The organism is Blautia ammoniilytica (assembly GCF_025566965.1).
Lineage (GTDB): Bacteria > Bacillota > Clostridia > Lachnospirales > Lachnospiraceae > Blautia_A > Blautia_A ammoniilytica.
This window is the reverse complement of record NZ_JAOQJL010000035.1, coordinates 22,668-43,534: the sequence shown is the minus strand read 5'-3', so window position 1 is coordinate 43,534 and position 20,867 is coordinate 22,668. Positions and strand designations below refer to the sequence as shown.

At 45.1% G+C, this 20,867-nt stretch carries 13 protein-coding genes, 1 tRNA gene, 1 pseudogene and 1 riboswitch; of the genes and pseudogenes, 13 read left to right on the top strand and 2 right to left on the bottom strand.

The genetic code is table 11. From position 1 onward, the window contains the following. The first annotated feature begins 65 nt into the window (after positions 1-65). From OCV61_RS14735 to OCV61_RS14725, 3 genes are all read left to right on the top strand, one after another. Entirely contained in the window at positions 66-4,145 is a 4,080-nt protein-coding gene (locus OCV61_RS14735) for an Ig-like domain-containing protein (RefSeq protein ID WP_158422450.1), read from the top strand. Between the two features lie 211 nt (positions 4,146-4,356). Then, a complete protein-coding gene (locus OCV61_RS14730) occupies positions 4,357-5,712 on the top strand; it encodes a sodium-dependent transporter (RefSeq protein WP_158422449.1) in 1,356 nt (451 codons plus the stop codon). Positions 5,713-5,744: 32 nt separating this feature from the next. Beyond that, positions 5,745-6,905, top strand: coding sequence for a DUF362 domain-containing protein (locus tag OCV61_RS14725; RefSeq protein WP_158422448.1), 1,161 nt, complete (start codon positions 5,745-5,747; stop codon positions 6,903-6,905). A gap of 193 nt (positions 6,906-7,098) precedes the next feature. Here OCV61_RS14725 and OCV61_RS14720 read toward each other — a convergent pair whose 3' ends face one another. Further along, the gene (locus tag OCV61_RS14720) at positions 7,099-7,695 is read right to left on the bottom strand and encodes a cytidylate kinase-like family protein (protein WP_158422446.1); all 597 of its coding nucleotides are present in this window, start codon (positions 7,693-7,695) and stop codon (positions 7,099-7,101) included. A 339-nt stretch (positions 7,696-8,034) separates the two neighbouring features. On the opposite strand from OCV61_RS14720, the gene OCV61_RS14715 reads away from it, so the two are divergent. The 9 genes from OCV61_RS14715 to OCV61_RS14675 all read left to right on the top strand — a co-directional run bounded on the left by OCV61_RS14715 (position 8,035) and on the right by OCV61_RS14675 (position 18,461). Next, positions 8,035-9,762, top strand: coding sequence for an alpha-glucosidase (locus tag OCV61_RS14715; protein WP_158422445.1), 1,728 nt, complete (start codon positions 8,035-8,037; stop codon positions 9,760-9,762). Between the two features lie 20 nt (positions 9,763-9,782). Next, positions 9,783-10,613, top strand: coding sequence for an FAD binding domain-containing protein (locus OCV61_RS14710; protein WP_158422444.1), 831 nt, complete (start codon positions 9,783-9,785; stop codon positions 10,611-10,613). Beyond that, positions 10,591-11,067: a (2Fe-2S)-binding protein gene (locus OCV61_RS14705; RefSeq protein WP_158422443.1), complete on the top strand. Its 477-nt coding sequence runs from the start codon at positions 10,591-10,593 to the stop codon at positions 11,065-11,067. Before OCV61_RS14710 ends, OCV61_RS14705 begins: the two co-directional genes overlap by 23 nt. Next, positions 11,064-13,352: a xanthine dehydrogenase family protein molybdopterin-binding subunit gene (locus tag OCV61_RS14700; RefSeq protein WP_158422442.1), complete on the top strand. Its 2,289-nt coding sequence runs from the start codon at positions 11,064-11,066 to the stop codon at positions 13,350-13,352. Before OCV61_RS14705 ends, OCV61_RS14700 begins: the two co-directional genes overlap by 4 nt. A gap of 1 nt (position 13,353) precedes the next feature. Further along, positions 13,354-14,397 carry a DUF6077 domain-containing protein gene (locus OCV61_RS14695; RefSeq protein WP_158422441.1) on the top strand — a complete coding sequence of 348 codons (1,044 nt, stop codon included), beginning with the start codon at positions 13,354-13,356 and terminating at the stop codon, positions 14,395-14,397. 10 nt (positions 14,398-14,407) lie between these two features. Beyond that, a complete protein-coding gene (locus OCV61_RS14690; protein ID WP_158422440.1) occupies positions 14,408-15,199 on the top strand; it encodes a hypothetical protein in 792 nt (263 codons plus the stop codon). A gap of 61 nt (positions 15,200-15,260) precedes the next feature. After that, a riboswitch (Lysine riboswitch) is annotated at positions 15,261-15,449 on the top strand. A 190-nt stretch (positions 15,450-15,639) separates the two neighbouring features. Further along, the gene (locus OCV61_RS14685) at positions 15,640-17,217 is read left to right on the top strand and encodes a Na+/H+ antiporter NhaC family protein (RefSeq protein ID WP_262583110.1); all 1,578 of its coding nucleotides are present in this window, start codon (positions 15,640-15,642) and stop codon (positions 17,215-17,217) included. 194 nt (positions 17,218-17,411) lie between these two features. Next, positions 17,412-17,483, top strand: a tRNA-Arg gene (locus tag OCV61_RS14680). Between the two features lie 54 nt (positions 17,484-17,537). Continuing rightward, complete coding sequence (locus tag OCV61_RS14675) at positions 17,538-18,461, top strand: SH3 domain-containing protein (protein ID WP_244092915.1); 924 nt, start codon at positions 17,538-17,540, stop codon at positions 18,459-18,461. A 110-nt stretch (positions 18,462-18,571) separates the two neighbouring features. On the opposite strand, the gene OCV61_RS14670 is transcribed toward OCV61_RS14675, so the two are convergent. Continuing rightward, entirely contained in the window at positions 18,572-19,963 is a 1,392-nt protein-coding gene (locus OCV61_RS14670; RefSeq protein ID WP_158422438.1) for a polysaccharide deacetylase family protein, read from the bottom strand. A 164-nt stretch (positions 19,964-20,127) separates the two neighbouring features. Here OCV61_RS14670 and OCV61_RS14665 point away from each other — a divergent pair. After that, a pseudogene (locus OCV61_RS14665) lies at positions 20,128-20,835 on the top strand (pseudouridine synthase); the annotation flags it as partial. Positions 20,836-20,867: the final 32 nt, after the last annotated feature.

Genomic DNA, 20,867 nt, shown 5'->3' with positions numbered 1-20,867 from the left:
TTTTTTGTGCTTTTTCTAAAAAAAAATTGAAAAAATATAAAAGAAAAACTTCCACTTAAGAAAAAATGGAAGTTTTTCAGTGCCCTTTGAATCCAGGGCTTGCAATGGTAACAGTTACAGCACCGGATGGATCAAGCGTATCCTTTATCGTAAGTGTTTCAGCTGGCAGCTTTGATCAGACAACACTAACACCGGATAATCTGAAACAGATTGTTCTTCAGCTGAATGTTACAGATAAAGAGACAGCAGCTCTTCCGGAGATCAAGTCTGACGGCGGTGTTGTTACATGGAAGGTTCTTGACACAGATATAGCAAGAATCGCAGGCAACAAAGTAGAAGGACTGAAGGCTGGCCATACCGTAGCTGTTGCTACAGCACCGGATGGAAGCAGCGTTGGTGTTTCTGTTAAGGTTCTGGCTGAGCCTGTTGTGACAGTTAAGCTTACTGGGCAGGATGAGATTTCCCTTAAGATGGGTCAGGATGAGACTCATGACCTGACAAAAGAACTGACAGTTGATCTGATTGGAGGTCTTACAACACCAGGCTTGGGCGGCGGCAGTGCTCCGGCTGTTGGTACAAATTCTCTGTTAAGCCAGCTTACATGGACCTGCTCTGATGAGTCTGTTGTAAAGGTATACAGCGGTGTTGCAGTTGCTAAATCTGCAGGTGTGGCAGTTGTAACAGCAACAGCACCGGATGGAAGTATGGCTGTATTTACAATCACTGTAGATGCAGAAGATATCTCCAGCGTGCAGTTGAAGGCAGGCGAGAGCAACATTGTAAATCTGATTCTTGACGGATCTGATGATGAAAGTCATAAGGATCTTGCAAAATTAGTAGTAGATACAGTTATGGGCGCAGATCCTGCAACCTTTAACTGGGTATCTGCAGACAAGACCATTGCTACCGTTTCCCACGGCGTTGTTCGTGCACAGGCAGTGGGCAATACTACTGTAACAGTTACAGCACCGGATGGATCCAAGGTAGTATTTATCGTAGCTGTATCTGCAGGCGGATTCAAACCGGGATATGAAGCAGACTGGGAAGCAACACTTCAGGTTGGCGTTGCTGATAAGATGTCCAAGAAGCTTCCGACTGTTGAAGCAACTGCAGGCAAGGTTACATGGAGTTGTGCAGATGAGTCTATTGCAAAGATCACTGGTGACAGTGTGACAGCAGTAGCACCTGGCATTACCTATGTGATCGCAAAAGCTCCAAATGGTTCAGAGCTTGCATTTAAGGTAACAGTTTATGCATCTCCGGCTATCAGCTTTGATAAAGATTCCGTATCCGTACCTACAGGTGAAGTTGTTCAGGCAAATGTTGCTGTAGATCCGGAAGATGCAGCAGTAGATTATGAAGTAAAACTGGATGGTAATCTGGCAGCAGCAGGCACAGATTATACACTTTCTGTAAATGGTAAGAAGATCAGCTTTGTTCCTCTTGCAGCAGGCAGATTTGTGATCACAGCAACTGCTGAGGTAAACAGTGAGACAGCAACCGCACAGCTGGTTGTGACCGCACAGCAGGAAGTAACAAAAGTTGCATTTACTGAGGACAAGAGAAATCTGTTCGTTGGTGATACAGACGATCTGTTATCCCTGATCCAGTGGAATGACGGTCTGTCAACACCTTATGATACCAGTCTTACCTGGAGCACAGGAAACGCTTCTGTTGCAACAGTAGATGATACAGGTGTTGTTACTGCAACAGGCGTTGGCCGTACTTATGTATATGCAAAGGCAAGCAATGGCCTGCGTGCAAAGATCCTTGTGATCGTAGACGCAAAGGTTGAGGGCGTAACCTTATCTCAGGAGAATTATGAGCTTTGGGTAAATGAGATCGCATTTATCAAGGCTACACCAAATCCTGCCAATGCAAAATATACAAAGGTGGAGTATACATCTGATGATGATACTATCGCTACTGTAAGTACAGACGGCAGAATCGTAGCTAAGAAGGGCGGCACAACCTATATCACAGCTACCATTACCTGGACGGATGCAGATGGCAATAACCAGACCGCATCTGCAAGAGCGAAGGTATTTGTGAAGACACCTGTTAAATCTGTAGAAGTGAGACGGGTAGATACAGATACAAATGATGATATTGTTGCTAAGAAACGTGGCGAGACCATCCAGCTGAAAGCAGTAATCACACCTGCAGAAACTTATGATAAGTCTCTCACATGGAGTTCTGAGAATGAAGCTATTGCAACTGTTGACCAGAATGGTAAGGTTACTACCGTTGGCAAGGGTACCACTTATATTTATGCGAAATGCATGAATGGCACCTATGGCACAGATGGTAATGGCACACCGGCAGTAGGCATGATCAAGATCATTGTAGGTGCTGAGGATGACATCCAGCTGGATATCACACCTACAAGAAGTGAAGTATATCCAGGCGAGAATGTGCAGTACACAACTACACTTACACCGGAAGAAGCATACGCAGGTGAGCTTACCTGGAGCAGTGACAATTCAGATGTTGTGATCGATTCCACAGGCGTTGCCATGGTATCCAAGACAGCAAAAGCCGGTCTTGCAAATATTACAGCAACCATGACATTTGCAGATGGTACTACAGAAAAAGCGAAAGCACTGCTGTACATCAAGACAGATGTTAATTCCCTGAAATTCGAGAAAGATGCAATGACCATCTATCTTGATGAGGATGATTACCTGTCACCGATCTTCAATGACGGTGCTACTACACCATCTGATACAAGCATTACATGGACATCCGATGATTCTTCTATCGTATCTGTTGACAGCTACGGTAAGATCCATGCAAACAAGCTTGGAACTACATGGATTTCTGCATACTCCTACAATAAGCTGAGAGCACAGATGCTTGTAAAGGTTATTGCAGCACCTACCGGCGTTAAGCTTAGTGAGGAAGTGATCTCCGGATTTGCAGGAGAAAAGCATGACATTGGTTACACATTCACTCCGGACTATACAACAGAGACTGGTGTGACATGGTCTACCAATAATGCAGACGTTGCTTACTATGATACCTATACCAACAAGATCGTGATGAAGGGTGCAGGAAGCTGCTGGATCACTATTACAGCAAATGATACTCACCATGGTGTTATCACAGATAAGGTTAAGGTAAATGTAAGACAGAAGGTAACAGGCGTTACCATCTGTGCTAAGAAGCTGACCAAGAAGGTTGGAAACATGTTCAAGATGACGGCTACCGCAATTCCGGCTAACGGAGTTGGAAGTACCATCTTCTGGTCCAGTTCCAGACCTCAGGTTGCTACTGTTGACGAATTTGGTGTTGTTACCTGTCTGAAAGCCGGTACAACCATGATCACAGCTATTACAGCAAACGGACATGTTGCAAAATGCTATCTGCGTGTAAAACCTGGCAAGAAAGTATACACTGTAAAATATGGTGTAACAACTGCAAGCGCCCTGTTTGTAAGAAATTCTGCCAGCCTTCAGGGTATTCAGATCGGACAGCTTGGCAGAGGTACAGCTGTTACTATCGTGGATACTGTAGATGAGTGGTATAAGATCAAGTTTAACGGCGGATATGGATATGTTCGTGCAGCTTATGTAAAAATTACCAGCGGTGCACTGACAAAACGTACAGCTGTGAAGTCTAATGGTCAGATTTCCACTACTACATGGATCTATACAGGCGTTGGTACAGGTGCTAACACAGTTGCTCCTGTAGCTACAAGAGTACTGATCACAGGTGAGACAGGCAATTACTACAGAGTACGTTATGGTACAGGTAGTGTTGGCAGCGGATATGTACTGAAGAGTTGCGTAAGACCGGATGCAGGATTTAAGTATGGTGTTGCAACAAAGACAACATACCTTGGAACCGGCACTGCAACCAAGAAGTTCAGCAGTACACCACAGATAACAGTATACCGTGTTGCCAGAACAACAAAGAGAACCGGCGTTTATGCAGACGCTACAGGCAAGGGCAAGAGGATCGGTGTGATCCAGTGCAAGGCCAAAGTGGTTCTTAACAGTGCGAAGATCAATGGCTATTATCAGGTAGTATTTACAAATGGTGTGACAGGATACGTTCCGGTTAAGGCTCTGAAGCTTCTTGGAGCAGGAATAAAATCCTATGTAAATACCACAAATACTTACACAAAAGCATATCGTAAGTAAGATATGGTATTGCAAGTAAGATATAATCAGATACTTCCATAAAACAGGAAGAGCATCGCCTGCCGGGCGGTGCTTTTTCTGCGTCTTGGACAAATTTTCGCTAAATGAAATGGTGATGCATACAAATTTCCGCTAAATGAAACTATGGTTGCCCTGTTATGACTGGTGTGTTAAAATTGACTGGACATGAACGATAGGAGAAAAAGTTTTTATGAAGCGAGAAAATTTTCAATCACGACTGGGTTTTTTACTTGTAAGTGCAGGATGCGCCATAGGTATTGGTAATGTGTGGCGCTTTCCTTATGTGGCAGGACAGAACGGAGGAGGCATTTTTGTGCTTCTCTACCTGGTTTTCCTGCTGATGATGGGAGTGCCGGTGCTTACCATGGAATTGGCAGTAGGGCGCGCAAGCAGGAAAAGTGCAGTGCTGGCTTATAAGGCACTGGAGAAGCCTGGCAGTAAATGGCATATTCATGGATGGTTCTGTATGATCGGATGCTATGTGCTGATGATGTATTACACAACAGTTTCAGGGTGGATGCTTAGTTATTTCTTCAAATTCGCTACAGGTAAATTTACTTCCGGTATGGATAAAGAAAGTGTGGGAAATGTATTTCAGAGCCTGCTGTCTTCACCAAAAGAGATGGGGCTATGGATGGCAGTGACGGTTGTACTGGGCTTTCTGGTATGCAGCCAGGGATTACAGAAAGGCGTGGAGAAGATCAGTAAATATATGATGTCTGCGCTTCTGCTTCTGATCGTGATCCTGGCAGTGCATTGCATGCTGCTTCCCGGAGCAGGAGAAGGTATTAAATTCTATCTGATACCGGATGCGGCACAGGTTGCTAAGGTTGGTATCTGGAATGTGATCGCGGCAGCTATGAACCAGGCCTTTTTTACCTTAAGCCTTGGCATCGCAGCTATGGAGATTTTTGGAAGCTATATGGACAGGCAGTATACGCTTACCGGAGAAGCTGTTCGGATCGGGGCACTGGATACTTTTGTGGCACTTATGTCCGGACTGATCATTTTTCCGGCTTGTTTTTCTTTCGGCGTACAGCCGGATGCCGGACCATCTCTGATCTTTGTTACTCTTCCCAATATTTTTGTAAATATGGCAGGAGAAAGGATCTGGGGATCTTTATTCTTCCTGTTTATGACATTTGCAAGCTTTTCAACGGTTATGGCGGTTTTTGAGAATCTTATTTCCTTTAGCCTGGATATGTACAAAGTTGACAGAAAGAAAGCCGTACTGATCAATGGAGTGATCGTGCTGATCGCCAGCATTCCCTGTGTATTGGGGTATAATATCTGGAGTGATCTGCATCTGATCGGCGGCAGGGATGTACTGGACAGCGAAGACTTCCTTGTAAGCAATCTGCTTCTCCCCATTGGATCACTGATCTATCTTTTGTTCTGCGTGACCAGATTCGGATGGGGATTTGATAACTATTACAAGGAATGTAATGCAGGAGAGGGGCTGAAGCTTCCCAGGATACTGAAGCCATATCTTCAGTTTGTGCTTCCTGTGCTGATCCTGATCATTATTATTCTTGGGCTGGTATGATACAAAAGCAGAAGATTTCAGGAGGATTGCAGATGAATAAAAATCAGATTTTTATCAGATGCGGTACAGATTATAAAGAAATGACGAAGCTTCTTCTGGAGGACAGTGATCTTGCCGGTCAGATTGGGGACAGGGAGAAACTGATCGGGATCAAGCCTAATCTTGTATCTCCTGTAGAAGCATCCTGGGGTGGTACTACCCATCCGGAGGTAGTTGCCGGAATCATTGAGTATCTTCAGAAATATGATTTTCATAAGATCGTTATGCTGGAAGGCTCATGGGTGGGCGACCGTACACAGGAGGCTTATCAGGTGTGTGGTTTTGAGGCGCTTTCCCAAAAGTATCAGGTTCCTTTCTGGGATATGCAAAAAGACAAGGGCGTTGCTGTAGAGTGTGGCGGTATGACTTTAAATGTGTGTCAGAAGGTACTGGATCTTGATTTCCTGATCAATGTGCCGGTGTTAAAAGGCCATTGCCAGACAAAGATCACCTGTGCCTTGAAAAATATGAAAGGACTGATCCCAAATTCTGAGAAACGCAGATTTCACGCAATGGGTCTGCATGATCCCATTGCCCATTTAAGCCTTGCCATTCATCAGGATTTTATTGTTGTGGATAATATATGTGGGGATCTTGACTTTGAAGATGGAGGACATCCAGTGGTTATGAACCGGGTTCTTGCCGGAAGGGATCCGGTGCTGATAGATGCATATGTGTGCCAGATGCTGCATTATCAGGTTTGGGAGGTGCCTTATGTGGAAATGGCCGGAAAGCTAGGCGTGGGATGCAGTGACATTATAAAGGCAGAGATCCGAATGCTGGATAAGGAAGCAGCTAAGGAAATTCCCAGATCAAGAAAAGTTGTGGAACTGAAAGATGCAGTCGAAGAAGTAGAATCCTGTAGTGCCTGTTATGGATATCTGATCCCTGCCCTTGACAGGCTTAGGGAAGAAGGATTGTTTGACCGACTAAAAACAAAGATCTGTATTGGTCAGGGATACAGGGAAAAGAGTGGAGAACTGGGAATTGGCCACTGTACCAGAGGGTTTACCCACCATTTGGATGGGTGTCCGCCTACAGAAGGGCAGATTTATGAGTTCCTGAAAGAATACATCAGCTGGGAGATGACTCCCACCTCTATAGGTGGTGAGAAACAAGCTGGTATCAGTGGTGGGAGTCAATCCCCCAGCTGATATAGCCTCCGGCAGGATTGCAGAGGTGCGCAGGAGAAGTATGTCATGCAATTGCATGACGCGCACCTCGCAACAAGAATGCAGAGGCATTCTTGAATATGATGGAACACCAGAAATAGAAATAAAGGGGCAGCTGTATATGAAAATGCAGCTGCCCCTGTTCTATGTGCCACTTATGGCTTATGCTGTAAGCTTATCTGTCTGAAAGGCTTTGTTTTACCATGGAGATGATCTGCGGGGTAGTGAAACGGCTGCTGTTGATGCACAGATCGTAATGAAGCAGATCCATCCAATATTCATCTGTAAAGTACTCATAATAAGCCCTGCGATCCTTGTCGATCTTCTTGATCATTTTCCGGGCGCTTTTTTCCTCTCTGCCTGTACGCTCCATTACAGTCTTCAGACGGTCTTCAAAAGGAGCATAGATGAAGAGACTGAGTGCCTTGTCCTTCAGGATATAATTGGCACAGCGGCCAACGATCACGCAGTCTTCTTTATCTGCCAGATTCAGGATGATCTCCTTCTGGGCATCAAAAAGTACATCATTGATAGGAGTGAAATGATATTCTCTGTCGATCTGGATATCGTATTCTACGGAATAGCGCCACTGGCTTGCCTTTTTCTCGTCTGCCTTAGCAAACTCATCGAAAGGAACGCCCTTTTCCCGGCTGGCAATCTCGATCAGTTCCTTATCATAGAATTTTAATCCAAGCGCATCAGCAATTGCCTTGCCGATCACCCGCCCATTGCTGCCAAACATACGATTGATTGTAATGATCTGCTTGCTCATGAATCATTCCTCCTTCCGGAAATTACAGAATATTTTATAGATTTGAAAGTATTATAGCACAATAATTGTGAAAAATCTATAAATAATAATATAATAATTGAAAATATATAGCGATATGACGAAAAAGTCTTGTTAAAACTGACATAGCTAGGAAAAAATCTATTGACGCATTAAGATATTCAGGTTAATATCAGATATGGTAGATAACTGCCCTGCAGACAACTGCTGCAGAGCTGCTAACAGTTACAAATAATAAAGAGGCTGTGGTATGAGCCGGCTGTCAGGAAACAGGCTTATACAACATCCTCTTTTCAGTGTGTTTATAAGGAGGACTTGGTTATGAAGAAACAGTGGTGGCATGATAAAGTAGCGTATCAGATTTATCCCAAAAGCTTTTATGATTCTAACGGAGATGGCATCGGGGATATACCTGGTATCATAGAAAAGCTGGATTATCTCAGGGATCTGGGTGTAGATATTTTATGGCTTTCCCCTATCTATAAATCACCTCTTGCAGACCAGGGATATGATATTTCGGATTATTACAGCATTGATCCAAGATTTGGCACTATGAAAGATATGGAGCATCTGATCCATGAGGCAAAGAAACGCCAGATGTATATTCTGATGGATCTGGTAGTAAACCATTGCTCAGATGAGCATGAGTGGTTCCAGAAGGCGATCCAGGATCCAGATGGAAAATATGGAAATTTCTTTTATATTACTGACAGAAAGGAAGGGGAGAAGCTGCCCTGCAACTGGAGAAGCTATTTCGGAGGCCCGGTGTGGGAGCCTTTGCCAGGTCACCCGGACAAGCAGTATCTTCATGTATTCCATAAGAAACAGCCGGATCTGAACTGGGAGAACCCGGAGGTCAGGGAAGAGGTTTACAAAAATATCCGGTGGTGGATGGAGAAGGGATTGGGCGGTTTCCGTATTGATGCTATTATCAACATTAAGAAAAAGCTTCCATTCCAGGATTATCCCGCTGACCGTGAGGATGGTCTGTCCAATATGGGGAATATGCTGGCAGATGCCCATGGGATCGGTGAATTCTTAGGTGAGATGGCCAAGAAAGCGTTCCGCCCTTATAATGCCTTTACGGTTGGGGAAGTTTTCAATGTAAAGGATGATGAATTGAAGGATTTTATCGGGGATGAGGGATATTTCTCTTCCATGTTTGACTTTAACAGCCATGTTTTCGGGAAAAGTCTTGACGGATGGTATGCTTCCCAAAGATACCTTACACCAGATGAATATAAGCATTGTATTTTTGAAACACAGAAAAAGATCGGCGACATGGGCATGGTGTCCAATATTATTGAGAACCATGATGAGCCAAGAGGAGTATGTTATTATATTCAGCCCCAAGATCGATGCACAGACGCTAAGAAGCTACTGGCAGGCGTTTATTTCATGCTCCGTGGTCTTCCGTTTATTTATCAGGGACAGGAGATTGGCATGGAAAATCTGGATTTCCATACTATTGATGAGATCGATGATATCAGTACCCTGGATGAATATAAGGTTGCCAGGGAGGCAGGACTTAGTGATGAAGAAGCACTTTCGGTTGCCAGTGCATTTTCAAGGGATAATGCACGTACACCGGTACAGTGGGATGATGGTGCAAATGCCGGTTTTACCACAGGAAAGCCATGGCTTAAGGTAAATCCTAATTACAAACAGATCAATGTACAGGCACAGGTAAATGATGAGGATTCAGTGCTTGCCTTTTACAAAAAGCTTACCAGGCTTCGTAAAAGTGAAGAATATAAAGAAACCATTGTTTACAGCCAGCTGATTCCTTATCTGGAAGAAGAAAAGAATCTGATCGCTTATTTCCGAAAAGGAGAGAAAACACTTCTGGTTCTGGCTAACTTTCAGAAGGATCCAAGAAAGGTACAGCTGCCTGCACCTGCAAAAAAAGTGGTGCTGAACAATAAAGAAAGTGTGAATTGGGGATGTCCAAGGGATAACGGTGAGCAGGGGACATTCCGCAAAGATACAAGAGGTATGGAAATTGAATTATCAGGCTTCCAGTATGTGCTCCTGGAGCTTGAAGACTAAGGAAAGGGTATTTTTTTGACATGCTGAAGATTAAAAGCTATGTAAAAGCAGAGAGCCTCCAGCAGGCCTATGAACTGAACCAGAAAAAAACAGCCGTGATCCTGGGAGGAATGGTGTGGCTGAAAATGGGAAACCGCAGAGTGTCCACTGCCATAGATCTTTCAGAACTGGATCTGTGCGGGATACAGGAAGATCCGGAGGAATTCGTGATCGGATGCATGACGCCTCTCCATGATCTGGAGGTGCATCCAGGCCTTCTTCACTATACAGGGGGAGCCATAAAGGAATGTCTTCGTCATATTGTAGGGGTGCAGTTCCGCAACTGTGCTACTGTTGGGGGGAGCATCTGGGGAAGATATGGTTTTTCAGATGTGCTTACCCTGTTCCTGGCTATGGATACCTGGGTGGAATTGTATAAAGGAGGCAGGATTCCCCTTTCGGAATTTGCTTCTATGGAAAAGGACAGAGATATCCTTTTGCGCCTGATCATCAGGAAAAAGAAAACCAAGATCTGTTATCTGAGCCAGCGAAATACAAAGACAGATTTTCCGGTGCTTACCTGCTGCGCCTCCAAGGCAGGGGAGAATGTGCGGACAGTGATCGGGGCAAGGCCTGGAAAGGCAATGGTTCTGCAGGATCCGGAGGGCATTTTAAAGGGACTTTGCGCCATGGATCCGGAGAAAAGAAAGGATGCCATCCACAGCTACAGTGCCTGGACTGCTCAGAATGTGCCTGTTGAAAGTAATATGAGAGGCAGTGAGGAGTACAGAACCCATCTGGTACAGGTACTTACAAGAAGAGCATGGACAGATATAGGAGGAACGGTAAATGAAAATGGATTTTTGGCTTAACAATGTTCACAGGGAAGCTGAAGTGCAGCCGGATACTCTTTTACTGGATCTGCTGCGCCAGATGGGATGTTTTAGTGTAAAACGGGGATGTGAGACAGCAAACTGTGGTCTTTGTACCGTGCTCCTGGAGGGACGTCCGGTACTTTCCTGTTCCATGCTTGCTCTTCGAGTACAGGGGAAAAAGGTTGTTACCCTGGAAGGCATGGAAAAAGAAGCTCAGGAGTTTGGCGCCTTTCTTGCAGGAGAGGGGGCAGAGCAGTGCGGCTTTTGTAATCCAGGGTTTATTATGAATGTTTTTGCAATGTTAAAAGAGCTGCAGGATCCGGATGAAGAACAGATCCGGGAATATTTGGCGGGCAATCTGTGCCGCTGCTCCGGCTTTGTGGGACAGACCAGAAGTATTCTGAAATACCTTAGATATAAACAGGACAGGAAAGGAGAATACAGGGAATGAAATATGTAAATCATCCGGTTTCTAAAAAGGATGCCATGGCCCTTGTGACAGGAAAACCTGTATATACTGATGATCTTGCACCGAAAGACTGTCTTGTGGTAAAGCTTTTAAGAAGTCCCCACCCAAATGCCTGGGTTCGTGAGATCCGTACTGAAGCAGCCAAAAAGGTAGAGGGCATTGTCTGTGTGCTTACATATCAGGATGTGCCGGATCAGCGTTTTACTGTTGCAGGGCAGACCTATCCGGAGTTTAGCCCTTATGACCGCAAGATCCTGGATGTACATTTAAGGTTTGCTGGGGATCCGGTGGCGATTGTAGCCGGAGAAACAGAAGCTGCCGTGGATCAGGCTCTGGCAAAGATCAAGGTAAGCTATCAGGTTGAAAAGGCTGTACTGGACATGCATCAGGCAAAGGATAACCCGGTTCTTGTACATCCGGAAGAGGACTGGGAAGCCAAAGTCCCGGTAGGTGCAGATAATAAAAGGAACCTGGCTGCATCCGGAGATGAGATAAGTGGGGATGTGGATGCTGTTTTTGCCGACTGTGCCTATGTGGTAGATGAGACGTACCATACGAAAGCTAATCAGCAGTGTATGATGGAAACCTTCCGTACCTGTTGCTATATGGATTGCTATGGAAGACTGAATGTATTGACTTCCACACAGATCCCCTTTCATGTACGAAGGATCGTTGGAAGGGCACTGGGGATCCCATCCTCAAAGGTAAGGGTGATCAAGCCAAGGATCGGAGGCGGTTTTGGTGCAAAGCAGACGGCAGTATGCGAAGTATATCCTGCATTGGTCACCTGGATCACAGGACGCCCTTCCAAAATCGTTTATTCCAGATATGAGTCCCTGATTTGTGCCTCTCCCAGACATGAAATGGAGGTACGGGTAAAGGCAGGGGCAGACCAGGAGGGGATTGTAAAGGCACTGGATATAAAGGTGCTTTCCAATACAGGAGCCTACGGGGATCACGGGCCTACGACAGTAGGTTTGACCGGACATAAGGCACTGGCTCTTTATCGTCATCTTCAGGCCTATCATTTTTCTTATGATGTGGTTTATACGAATGTGCAGGCTTCCGGGGCTTACAGAGGCTACGGAGCTACCCAGGGGATTTTTGCAGTAGAATCTGCGATCAATGAATTGGCCCATCAGATGGGGATGGATCCAGTGGTTCTTAGAGAGAAAAATATGCCTGTAGAAGGCGGCCCTTTACATGGCTATGATGGAAACATCCCTACCGCTACCAGCTGTTCCCTTGACAGGTGCCTGAAAAGAGCAAAAGAAATGTTCCACTGGGATGAAAGATATCCCTCCAGGGTAATGCCAAACGGAAAGATCAGAGGAGCAGGTATGGCACTGGCTCTCCAGGGCTCTTCCATTGCATGTGTGGATGTGGGCGGCGCCACTGTAAAGCTGAATGAGGATGGTTCTTATACCTTGTCCCTGGGCTGTGCAGATATGGGTACTGGCTGTGATACCATTTTGTCCCAGATGACAGCTGACTGTATGGATACAGAGCTGGATAATGTGGTAGTTGGAGCAGTAGATACAGACATTTCACCTTATGATTCCGGATCCTACGCATCTGCCACTACCTATGCTACCGGAAATGCAGTGCTTAAAGCCTGCAGTATGCTGCGGGAAAAGATCCAGGCATTTGGCGCTGGAATGTTGGAACTTCCTGTGGAAGATACCACGTTTGATGGTGTTTGTGTAACCGGCCAGGGAAGGCAGGTATCACTTACGGAGATCGCTGTACAGGCCACCTGTGGAAATGTTCAGGAGCTGCAGGCAACTGCCTCATTTTCCTCCATGATCTCCCCGCCGCCTTATATGGCAGGCTTGGCTGAAGTGGAGATAGATCCTGAGACCGGATCAGTGGAAGTGACGGATTATGTGGCTGTGGTAGATTGCGGGACACCGGTAAATCCCAATCTTGCCAGAGTACAGACAGAAGGCGGGATCGTACAGGGAATCGGTATGGCTCTTACAGAGGAGGTACAGTATACGGATACCGGCAGGATCCGGAATAATTCCTTTATGCAGTACAAGATTCCATCCAGAATGGATGTGGGACAGATCCGTGTGGAATTTGAAAGCAGCTATGAACAAAGCGGTCCATTTGGGGCCAAATCCATTGGGGAACTGGTGATCGATACCCCTTGCCCGGCCATTGCAGATGCAGTTTACAATGCAGTGGGAGTCCGGATCCGGGAACTGCCGATAACACCTGAAAAGATTGCAATGGGAATCGCCAAAGGAAGGCAGGAGGTATAAGATGGGTCTTATGATCAAAATGATACTGGCCGCTTTCTGGCTTCTGGTGGTGCCTGCTGCAGCAGGAGCACCGTTTTTTCAGAAAAAAGAGATTTATTCTGTGAGAAACTGTTTTCTCACAGGCTATGCTTTTTTATTTGCAGTTATGGAGGTTCTTACCCTGTTGATGATCTGGCTTGGGCTGCCTCTTCATATCCTGACCGTATGCTATGGAAGCCTGGGGATCATAATGGTATGGTGGGGGATGTGGTGTCTGCTGAAAAAGGATGCAATAGATGCATATATGGGAAGGCTGAAAAAAGGGAAAATCCGTCTTTCTATTCCTATGATCCTGGCATTGGCTTTGATTCTGTTGCAGATGTATGTGGTAGTGCGCTATGCACATATGGATGCAGATGATTCCTTTTATGTGGGAACAGCAGTAACAGATATTCATACGGATACTATTTTTTCTATCAGTCCATATACAGGCTATGCTTATACAAAGATTCCAAGCAGGTACATTTTGTCTCCGTTTCCTGTATTTCTGGCTGTTGTCAGTCAGCTGTGCGGGGAACTCCATCCGGCAATTATGGCCCATACTGTGTTTCCACCGGTCTTTTTGCTGACAGGCTATGCTGTACTTTGGGGCTATGGAAAAAAATGGTTTCAGGATAATGAGAAAAGCAGATGGATCTTTATGCTTCTTTCTGCTGTCGTAATCTGGTTTTCCGGCTATTCTGTATATAGCAGCGGCAATTTCCAGATGGTTCGTATCTGGCAGGGAAAAGCCTTACTTACTGGTGTTTTTCTCCCTTTTCTTTTTTTCTTATGTATGGAATTTTTGGTGGATAAAAAAGGAGAATATCCATGGATCAGTCTGTTTTTAACAGAACTGGCCTGTTGTCTTTTATCTTCTATGGGGATCATACTGGCGCCTGTCCTTACCGGGATCTTTCTTTTGATCAGCCTGTACAAACAGCGGGATCTGAGAAGGCTTTTGTATGGAGTGATCTGCTGCCTTCCACCGGTGGCACTTGGTTGTATTTACTTTTTCATACAGTAGGAGGTGGCTTATGAAAGAAATGATCAAAGGAATTCTGGATACCTGGATTTTATTCTGGGGAAGCGGGTATTATCAGTATCTGATCCTTTTGGCGGTATTGTTGCTTTTGCTTTTTTTCAGAAAAAGAAAAGAGGCAAGACTTCTTATTGCATATTCGGGGATCCTGCTTGTGCTATTTTTCTTTCCCCTGAGTGCGGGAATTATACAGAAATGTATTGGCAGTGATGTATACTGGCGTGTACTTTGGCTTCTTCCTGTTACTGTACTTCTTGCGTATACCGGTACTGCCCTGGCAGAGCAGGCTGGCCTTAAGGCAAGAAAGGGTGGGCATAAGCTGCAGGGGCTTGTGCTGATTCTCTTGATAGGAGTGATTGGCATATCAGGAAAATCTGTATGGAGTGAGGATAATTATGTACAGGTACACAATTACCAGAAGGTTCCAGATGAGGTGACTCAGGTGTGTAATCTGATCAGTGATCAGCAGGAGGAAGAGGAAGAGGTATGCGTGGCAGCAGATGATTACCTGGCTGCTTATATCCGAGTGTACCAGCCTTCTTTTTACATGCCTTACAGCAGAGCAGGAAAAGGTTCCAAGCACTATTCATCCATGCGGCTTTATCAGGAGCTTTCTTCTCCTGATCCTGATCTGAAAAGAGTGGTGAAGGCGGTAAGAAAGCTAGGATGTAATTACCTTGTCTTTGCACTTCCGCCTCAGGAGAAACAGGAATATCTGGAGGGCAAAGGATATCGTCTGATCGGCACTGTGAATCAGTACGGAGTTTTCAAACAAGAGCATCTATAAAAAAAAGGTTGCAATTATTAGGGAAAACTGCTACCATGATTAAAGGAAACTGAATACGGGAAATAATGATAGAGGTGCGGGGTTCATCAGTATTTTTGGCTGCGGATACGAGAAGATATCCAGTCCATGGCAGATTGGCCAAAGAGAAAGGGAAGACCGCCGAAGAGCTTTCTTATGCCATACAGGAAGGTTCTGGGCTGACGCAGAATATGCGGCAGACTGTCACTTGTTGTGGAGCGCTATCAAAGGTGTGGATCCTGTGAAAGAATAAATGCCATGAATGTGTCCCATAGCGGGGAAGTGTTCATGGCTATTTTTGCGTAATTAAAGGCACAAAAGACCATAGCCTGTTAATGATCTGTCAGAATTGCCCGGGTTCAAAATGAGGGAGGAAATCAATAATGAAGCACAATCGTAACAAAGTATCCGTAGTTCTGGCAATGATCACATGGTTTGTGATGGTTTGTCCGGTAACTGTGCTGGCTGCAGAAGAAGCTGCAAAACCGGCTGTATATGCCACATTCTGGTCTCTGATACCTCCAGTTGTGGCAATTGTTCTGGCATTGATCACGAAAGAGGTATACAGCTCTTTGTTCCTTGGGATCCTGGTAGGTGCAATCCTTTATTCAGGAGGTAATTTTGAGGGCACAGTCAATCATATTTTTTCTGAAGGAATGATCAGTGTTCTGTCTTCAAGCAGCAATGTGGGTATTCTGGTATTCCTTGTAATTCTGGGTGCCATGGTATGTTTGATGAACCGGGCAGGAGGTTCTGCGGCTTTCGGACGCTGGGCAGGAAAGCATATCCGTACCAGAGTTGGAGCAGAGCTTGCAACGATTCTTTTAGGTGTACTGATCTTTATTGATGATTATTTTAACTGTCTTACAGTGGGAAGCGTTATGCGTCCCATCACAGATCAGCACAATGTTTCAAGGGCAAAACTGGCATATCTGATCGATGCTACAGCAGCTCCGGTTTGTATCATTGCCCCTATTTCTTCATGGGCAGCAGCTGTTAGTGGGTTTGTCCCGGGAGAAGACGGAATGTCTGTATTTGTACGTGCCATTCCATATAATTATTATGCACTCCTTACTATTGTAATGATGGTATCCATGGTTTTAATGAGAGTAGAATTTGGTGCTATGGGCATTCATGAATCTAATGCATTAAAAGGCGACTTGTTTACTACAGCTGCAAGGCCCTATGCAGGTGCTGAAGAAGATGGAAAGGTGAATCCCCGGGGGAAAGTAATGGATCTTCTGATCCCCATCATTTCCCTTGTAATCTGTTGTGTGATCGGAATGATCTATACCGGCGGCTTTTTTGACGGCACCGATTTTGTAACTGCTTTTTCCCAAAGTGATGCATCTGTGGGACTTGTACTTGGAAGCTTTTTTGGTCTGGTGATCACTGTGCTTTTGTACCTGGTGCGGAAGGTATTATCCTTCAGAGATTGTATGGCATGTATTCCGGATGGCTTTAAATCCATGGTTCCTGCAATCCTGATCCTTACCTTTGCATGGACCTTAAAGAGCATGACAGACAGTCTTGGAGCAGATGAATTCGTAGCTGAAATGGTAAAATCTTCTGCTTCCGGTCTTGTAAACATGCTGCCTGCCATTATTTTCCTGGTTGCCTGCTTCCTGGCTTTTGCAACAGGAACTTCCTGGGGAACCTTTGGCATCCTGATTCCTATTGTTGTACATGTGTTTGAAAACACACCCGGAGATCTGATGATCATTTCTATTTCCGCATGTATGGCCGGAGCTGTATGTGGAGATCATTGTTCGCCTATTTCTGATACCACTATTATGGCATCGGCAGGTGCACAGTGTGACCATGTAAGCCATGTGTCTACACAGCTTCCTTATGCTGTGGTGGCAGCAGTGGTATCCTTTATCACTTATATATTTGCTGGCTTTATCCAGAGCCCGCTATGCCTGGTGATCGGTGTGGTGCTGATGATGGGAGTACTGACAGTGGTGAAAACCCGTTTTTGCGATCTGGAAAAGGAATAATGATTCTATGTAAGGATGCCAGGACTGTACAACCACTTAGGTGGATGCATGGTTTTGGTATCCTGATATCATTGAATTGTCCGCATTAGACATGAATTTTCAACCAAAAGAAAAAACTTTACATCTGATGCAGATTGTGATATACTTTTTTAAAGTTGAAGTAGTGTACTTTGATAATTCAACAGTAAGTTTAAGCACCTGTAGCTCAGTGGATAGAGCAGTGGTTTCCGGTACCATGTGCGGGGGTTCGATTCCCTTCAGGTGTGCTGCCTGGAACGACCCAGCGTTCCGGTGCGTTGTTTTATAAGGAGGACAAGAACTTGGACAATTTTAGAGAATGGTTATCAGATAACCTTCGCTATTTTATGTTAGGCGGAGCGATTTTGTTAATCGTTGGTGCTTTGGCTTTTGGAATCCATGCCTGTGTTAAAGGTAAGAAGGGTACCGATCAGGGGCAGGGAGATCAGCAGACAGCATCGCAGGATAACCAGGGAAATGTTCCTTCTTCTCCGGCAAAAGATGGGGAGACTGACGGGAAGAAAGACGCCAATCCCATGGAAAAAGGCAATGCAGAGATTACTGCATTAATTACGGGCTATTACAAGGCTCTGGGGGACAAAGATATTGCAACGCTTAAAACGTATGTAGACAATCTTGCACCGTCCGATGAATCAAAGATCACTAACGCAAAGGACTATATTGAAGGGTATGAAGTGCGGGATGTTTATGTGAAAAAGGGGCTGAAGGATGACTCATATGTGGTCTATGCAAGTTTTTACTATATTTGCAAGGACATTGATACGAAAGTACCGGCATTGAGTCAGTTTTATGTATATAAGGACAGCGAAGGCCAGTGGAAGATCGATGCATCAGCAGTAGAGGATACAGAGATTTCTGCCTATACTGATGGGCTGGAAGCAGATGAGGATGTAAAGACACTTTACTCTGATATCCGCAAGCAGCTTGAGGATGCGCAGGCAGGTGATCCTGCATTGACAGCTTTTCTGGATGGCCTTGGCCAGGATACCAGTGATTCATCTATTGTATCTGATGGAACTACACTGGTAGTGACAGAAGACTGTAATGTGCGTGCTGCTGCCAGCAGTGATGCAGATATTATTGGTGGTCTTTCTGCTGGTGAGGAAGTTCAGAAGCTTGGTTCTGAAGGAGATTGGATCCAGGTGGAGTATGAAGGTCAGACTGCATATATTTACAGTGGACTTCTGGAAGAAAAAACTGAATAAAGGGTAAAAAAAACAGCTGCAGATCAGATCTGCAGCTGTTTTTTTGAACTAGTACAGTGAGAATTAAGGCCAGTCAATATGGTGGTTACTTAATATTCACTGTACTAGAATTATGTTAGCGAATTGTAAAGCACTCCGCCCTGAAGAGTGATCCCTTTGCTTTCGGCTAATTGATGGACTGTAACCAGTTCATAACCGTCCTGGATCAATCTTGGTATCAGAATCTCTGCTGCATCCACAGAGGAACTGAAAATATCATGCATCAGTACGATAGAGCCATCTGTAATATTATCAAGAACTGCGTTTACCAGACGGTCAACATCTTCTCCTTCATCCCAGTCTTCTGGATCAACGGTCCACAAGATCATAGGAGTTGCAATCACAGAAGTTACTGTATCATTAACATTTCCGTAAGGGGGACGTACAACAGTGGCTCCATGCCCCACCAGATTGTTCAGCAGCTGATCTGTCTGTCCAATCTCATTGGATACTTCTTCAGCAGAAAGAGTAGACAGATCTGTGTGATCATAAGAATGGTTGCCCAGTTCGCATCCCAGGGCTTCCATACGTGTAACATCTTCAGAATAGTAATCTATCATATTTCCAACCAGGAAGAAAGTGGCTTTAGCATTGTTTGCTTCCAGACAGTCCAGAAGCCTGGCGGTATAATCACTGGGACCATCGTCAAAGGTAAGAGCTATCTTTTTGTCAGGAACTGGTGTGGGTGTAGGAACTGGTGTATCCTGAGGAAGTGTCTGTACATCTGTGCTGTTCTGTGCTACAGGTGCAGCTGTATCTGTAGCAGCATCTGGCGTTGAAACCTGGTCGGAGTTTGCACCTGTTGCTGCAGGAGCGGCATCTGAGCTTGCATCTGCTTTCTCAGGATTAGGGTTTATGTAGTAAAGTAAAGGAGACGATTCTGTCTGATCTGAAACAGGAGACGGATTCCCATTCATCACACCATCTGAAGAAAAGTGGCAAAGCTGTCCGTCAACGATCACATCGCCAGTCTGCATCACCCCGTCTCCATTCAGGTAATAGCGATTGCCATTATCATCCAGCCATCCGGTCTGCATTACGCCATTCGAATCGAAATAATACCGTTTGTTATCTGTGTCTGTAAGCCATCCGGTCAGGGCAGCACCATTCACCATAAAGTACCAGTTGCTCCCGCTGGATGTCCACACTCCTGAAGCTGCTTCCGGAGAAACCTGGGATGCGCTGGCATCATCAGCCGGAACTGTAGTTGGTTCAGGAACTGGGGTATCGGTTGGCAGCACTTCCGGGGGCTGTGTGACCTCTGGTGTGTCACCGGAAACCGTATCCTGAGCTGGTGGGGTTATAGTATCTGTATTTTCTGCTACGAACATATCCGGCTGCTTTTTATCATCCATAGATCCAGAGCTTGGAGAGGTACGGGTAAGTAGTATACCACACACCAGACAAAGGATCACAGCAGTTATAAGAAGAGGCCGGTTGGTCCGTTGTTTACGGCCTGACATATGATTCCTCCTTTGTGTCAGTAAATCAATAAAAGATTGGAGAAAAAAATCTCCAATACAAAATAGATTTTACCACACACTTCATTTTCGTGCAATCACAAATAGGAAGATGACCGCGAAGCTTATCATAAAAAGATGATCGTGAAGCATATCACAAATAGGGGATGATCGTGAAGCTTTTTCTTGATATCACAGAAAAAAGACTATATAATATAGCAATGAGCGAAAAAATCAGAATCAATAAATATTTAAGTGAATCCGGTTACTGCTCCCGCAGGGAGGCAGACCGTCTTCTTTCGGCCGGCCGCATTACAGCCGGCGGCCGCACCCTTTGTCCGGGAGATAAGGTTTCTCCTGAGGAAAGGGTTTTTGTAGATGGTAAACCGGTTAAAAAAGAAGAGAAAAAGGTGCTGCTGCTTTTTTACAAGCCCAGAGGAGTGGTGTGCAGTACTAAGAAGCAATATGAAGAGACAACGGTTACGGAATATCTGAAGTATCCGGTTCGCATTTATCCTGTGGGCCGTTTGGATAAGGATTCAGAAGGACTTCTTCTGCTTACCAACCAGGGAAGTCTTGTCAATCACATTATGCGTGCCAGAAATTTTCATGAGAAGGAGTATCTGGTAACTGTGGATCACCCTATAACAGAAGAATTTTTGATGCATATGCGTACAGGAGTTCCGGTTTTGGATACAGTGACCCGGCCATGCCAGGTATTTGCTGCAGGTAAATGCTCGTTTCGGATTATTCTGACACAGGGGCTGAACCGCCAGATCCGCAGGATGTGCGAATATCTGGGATATCAGGTCCGTACCTTAAAAAGGATCAGGATCATGAATCTTACAATTCAGGGTCTTGCACCTGGCAGCTACAGAGAGATCACCAAAGAAGAATATAATAAGCT

What these genes read in the sequence shown, in the direction of transcription:
- OCV61_RS14735 (WP_158422450.1), top strand. Translation starts at nt 66, where the DNA reads ATGGAAGTTTTTCAGTGCCCTTTGAATCCAGGGCTTGCAATGGTAACA.
- OCV61_RS14730 (WP_158422449.1), top strand. Translation starts at nt 4,357, where the DNA reads ATGAAGCGAGAAAATTTTCAATCACGACTGGGTTTTTTACTTGTAAGT.
- OCV61_RS14725 (WP_158422448.1), top strand. Translation starts at nt 5,745, where the DNA reads ATGAATAAAAATCAGATTTTTATCAGATGCGGTACAGATTATAAAGAA.
- OCV61_RS14720 (WP_158422446.1), bottom strand. Translation starts at nt 7,695, where the DNA reads ATGAGCAAGCAGATCATTACAATCAATCGTATGTTTGGCAGCAATGGG.
- OCV61_RS14715 (WP_158422445.1), top strand. Translation starts at nt 8,035, where the DNA reads ATGAAGAAACAGTGGTGGCATGATAAAGTAGCGTATCAGATTTATCCC.
- OCV61_RS14710 (WP_158422444.1), top strand. Translation starts at nt 9,783, where the DNA reads ATGCTGAAGATTAAAAGCTATGTAAAAGCAGAGAGCCTCCAGCAGGCC.
- OCV61_RS14705 (WP_158422443.1), top strand. Translation starts at nt 10,591, where the DNA reads ATGAAAATGGATTTTTGGCTTAACAATGTTCACAGGGAAGCTGAAGTG.
- OCV61_RS14700 (WP_158422442.1), top strand. Translation starts at nt 11,064, where the DNA reads ATGAAATATGTAAATCATCCGGTTTCTAAAAAGGATGCCATGGCCCTT.
- OCV61_RS14695 (WP_158422441.1), top strand. Translation starts at nt 13,354, where the DNA reads ATGGGTCTTATGATCAAAATGATACTGGCCGCTTTCTGGCTTCTGGTG.
- OCV61_RS14690 (WP_158422440.1), top strand. Translation starts at nt 14,408, where the DNA reads ATGAAAGAAATGATCAAAGGAATTCTGGATACCTGGATTTTATTCTGG.
- OCV61_RS14685 (WP_262583110.1), top strand. Translation starts at nt 15,640, where the DNA reads ATGATCACATGGTTTGTGATGGTTTGTCCGGTAACTGTGCTGGCTGCA.
- OCV61_RS14670 (WP_158422438.1), bottom strand. Translation starts at nt 19,963, where the DNA reads ATGTCAGGCCGTAAACAACGGACCAACCGGCCTCTTCTTATAACTGCT.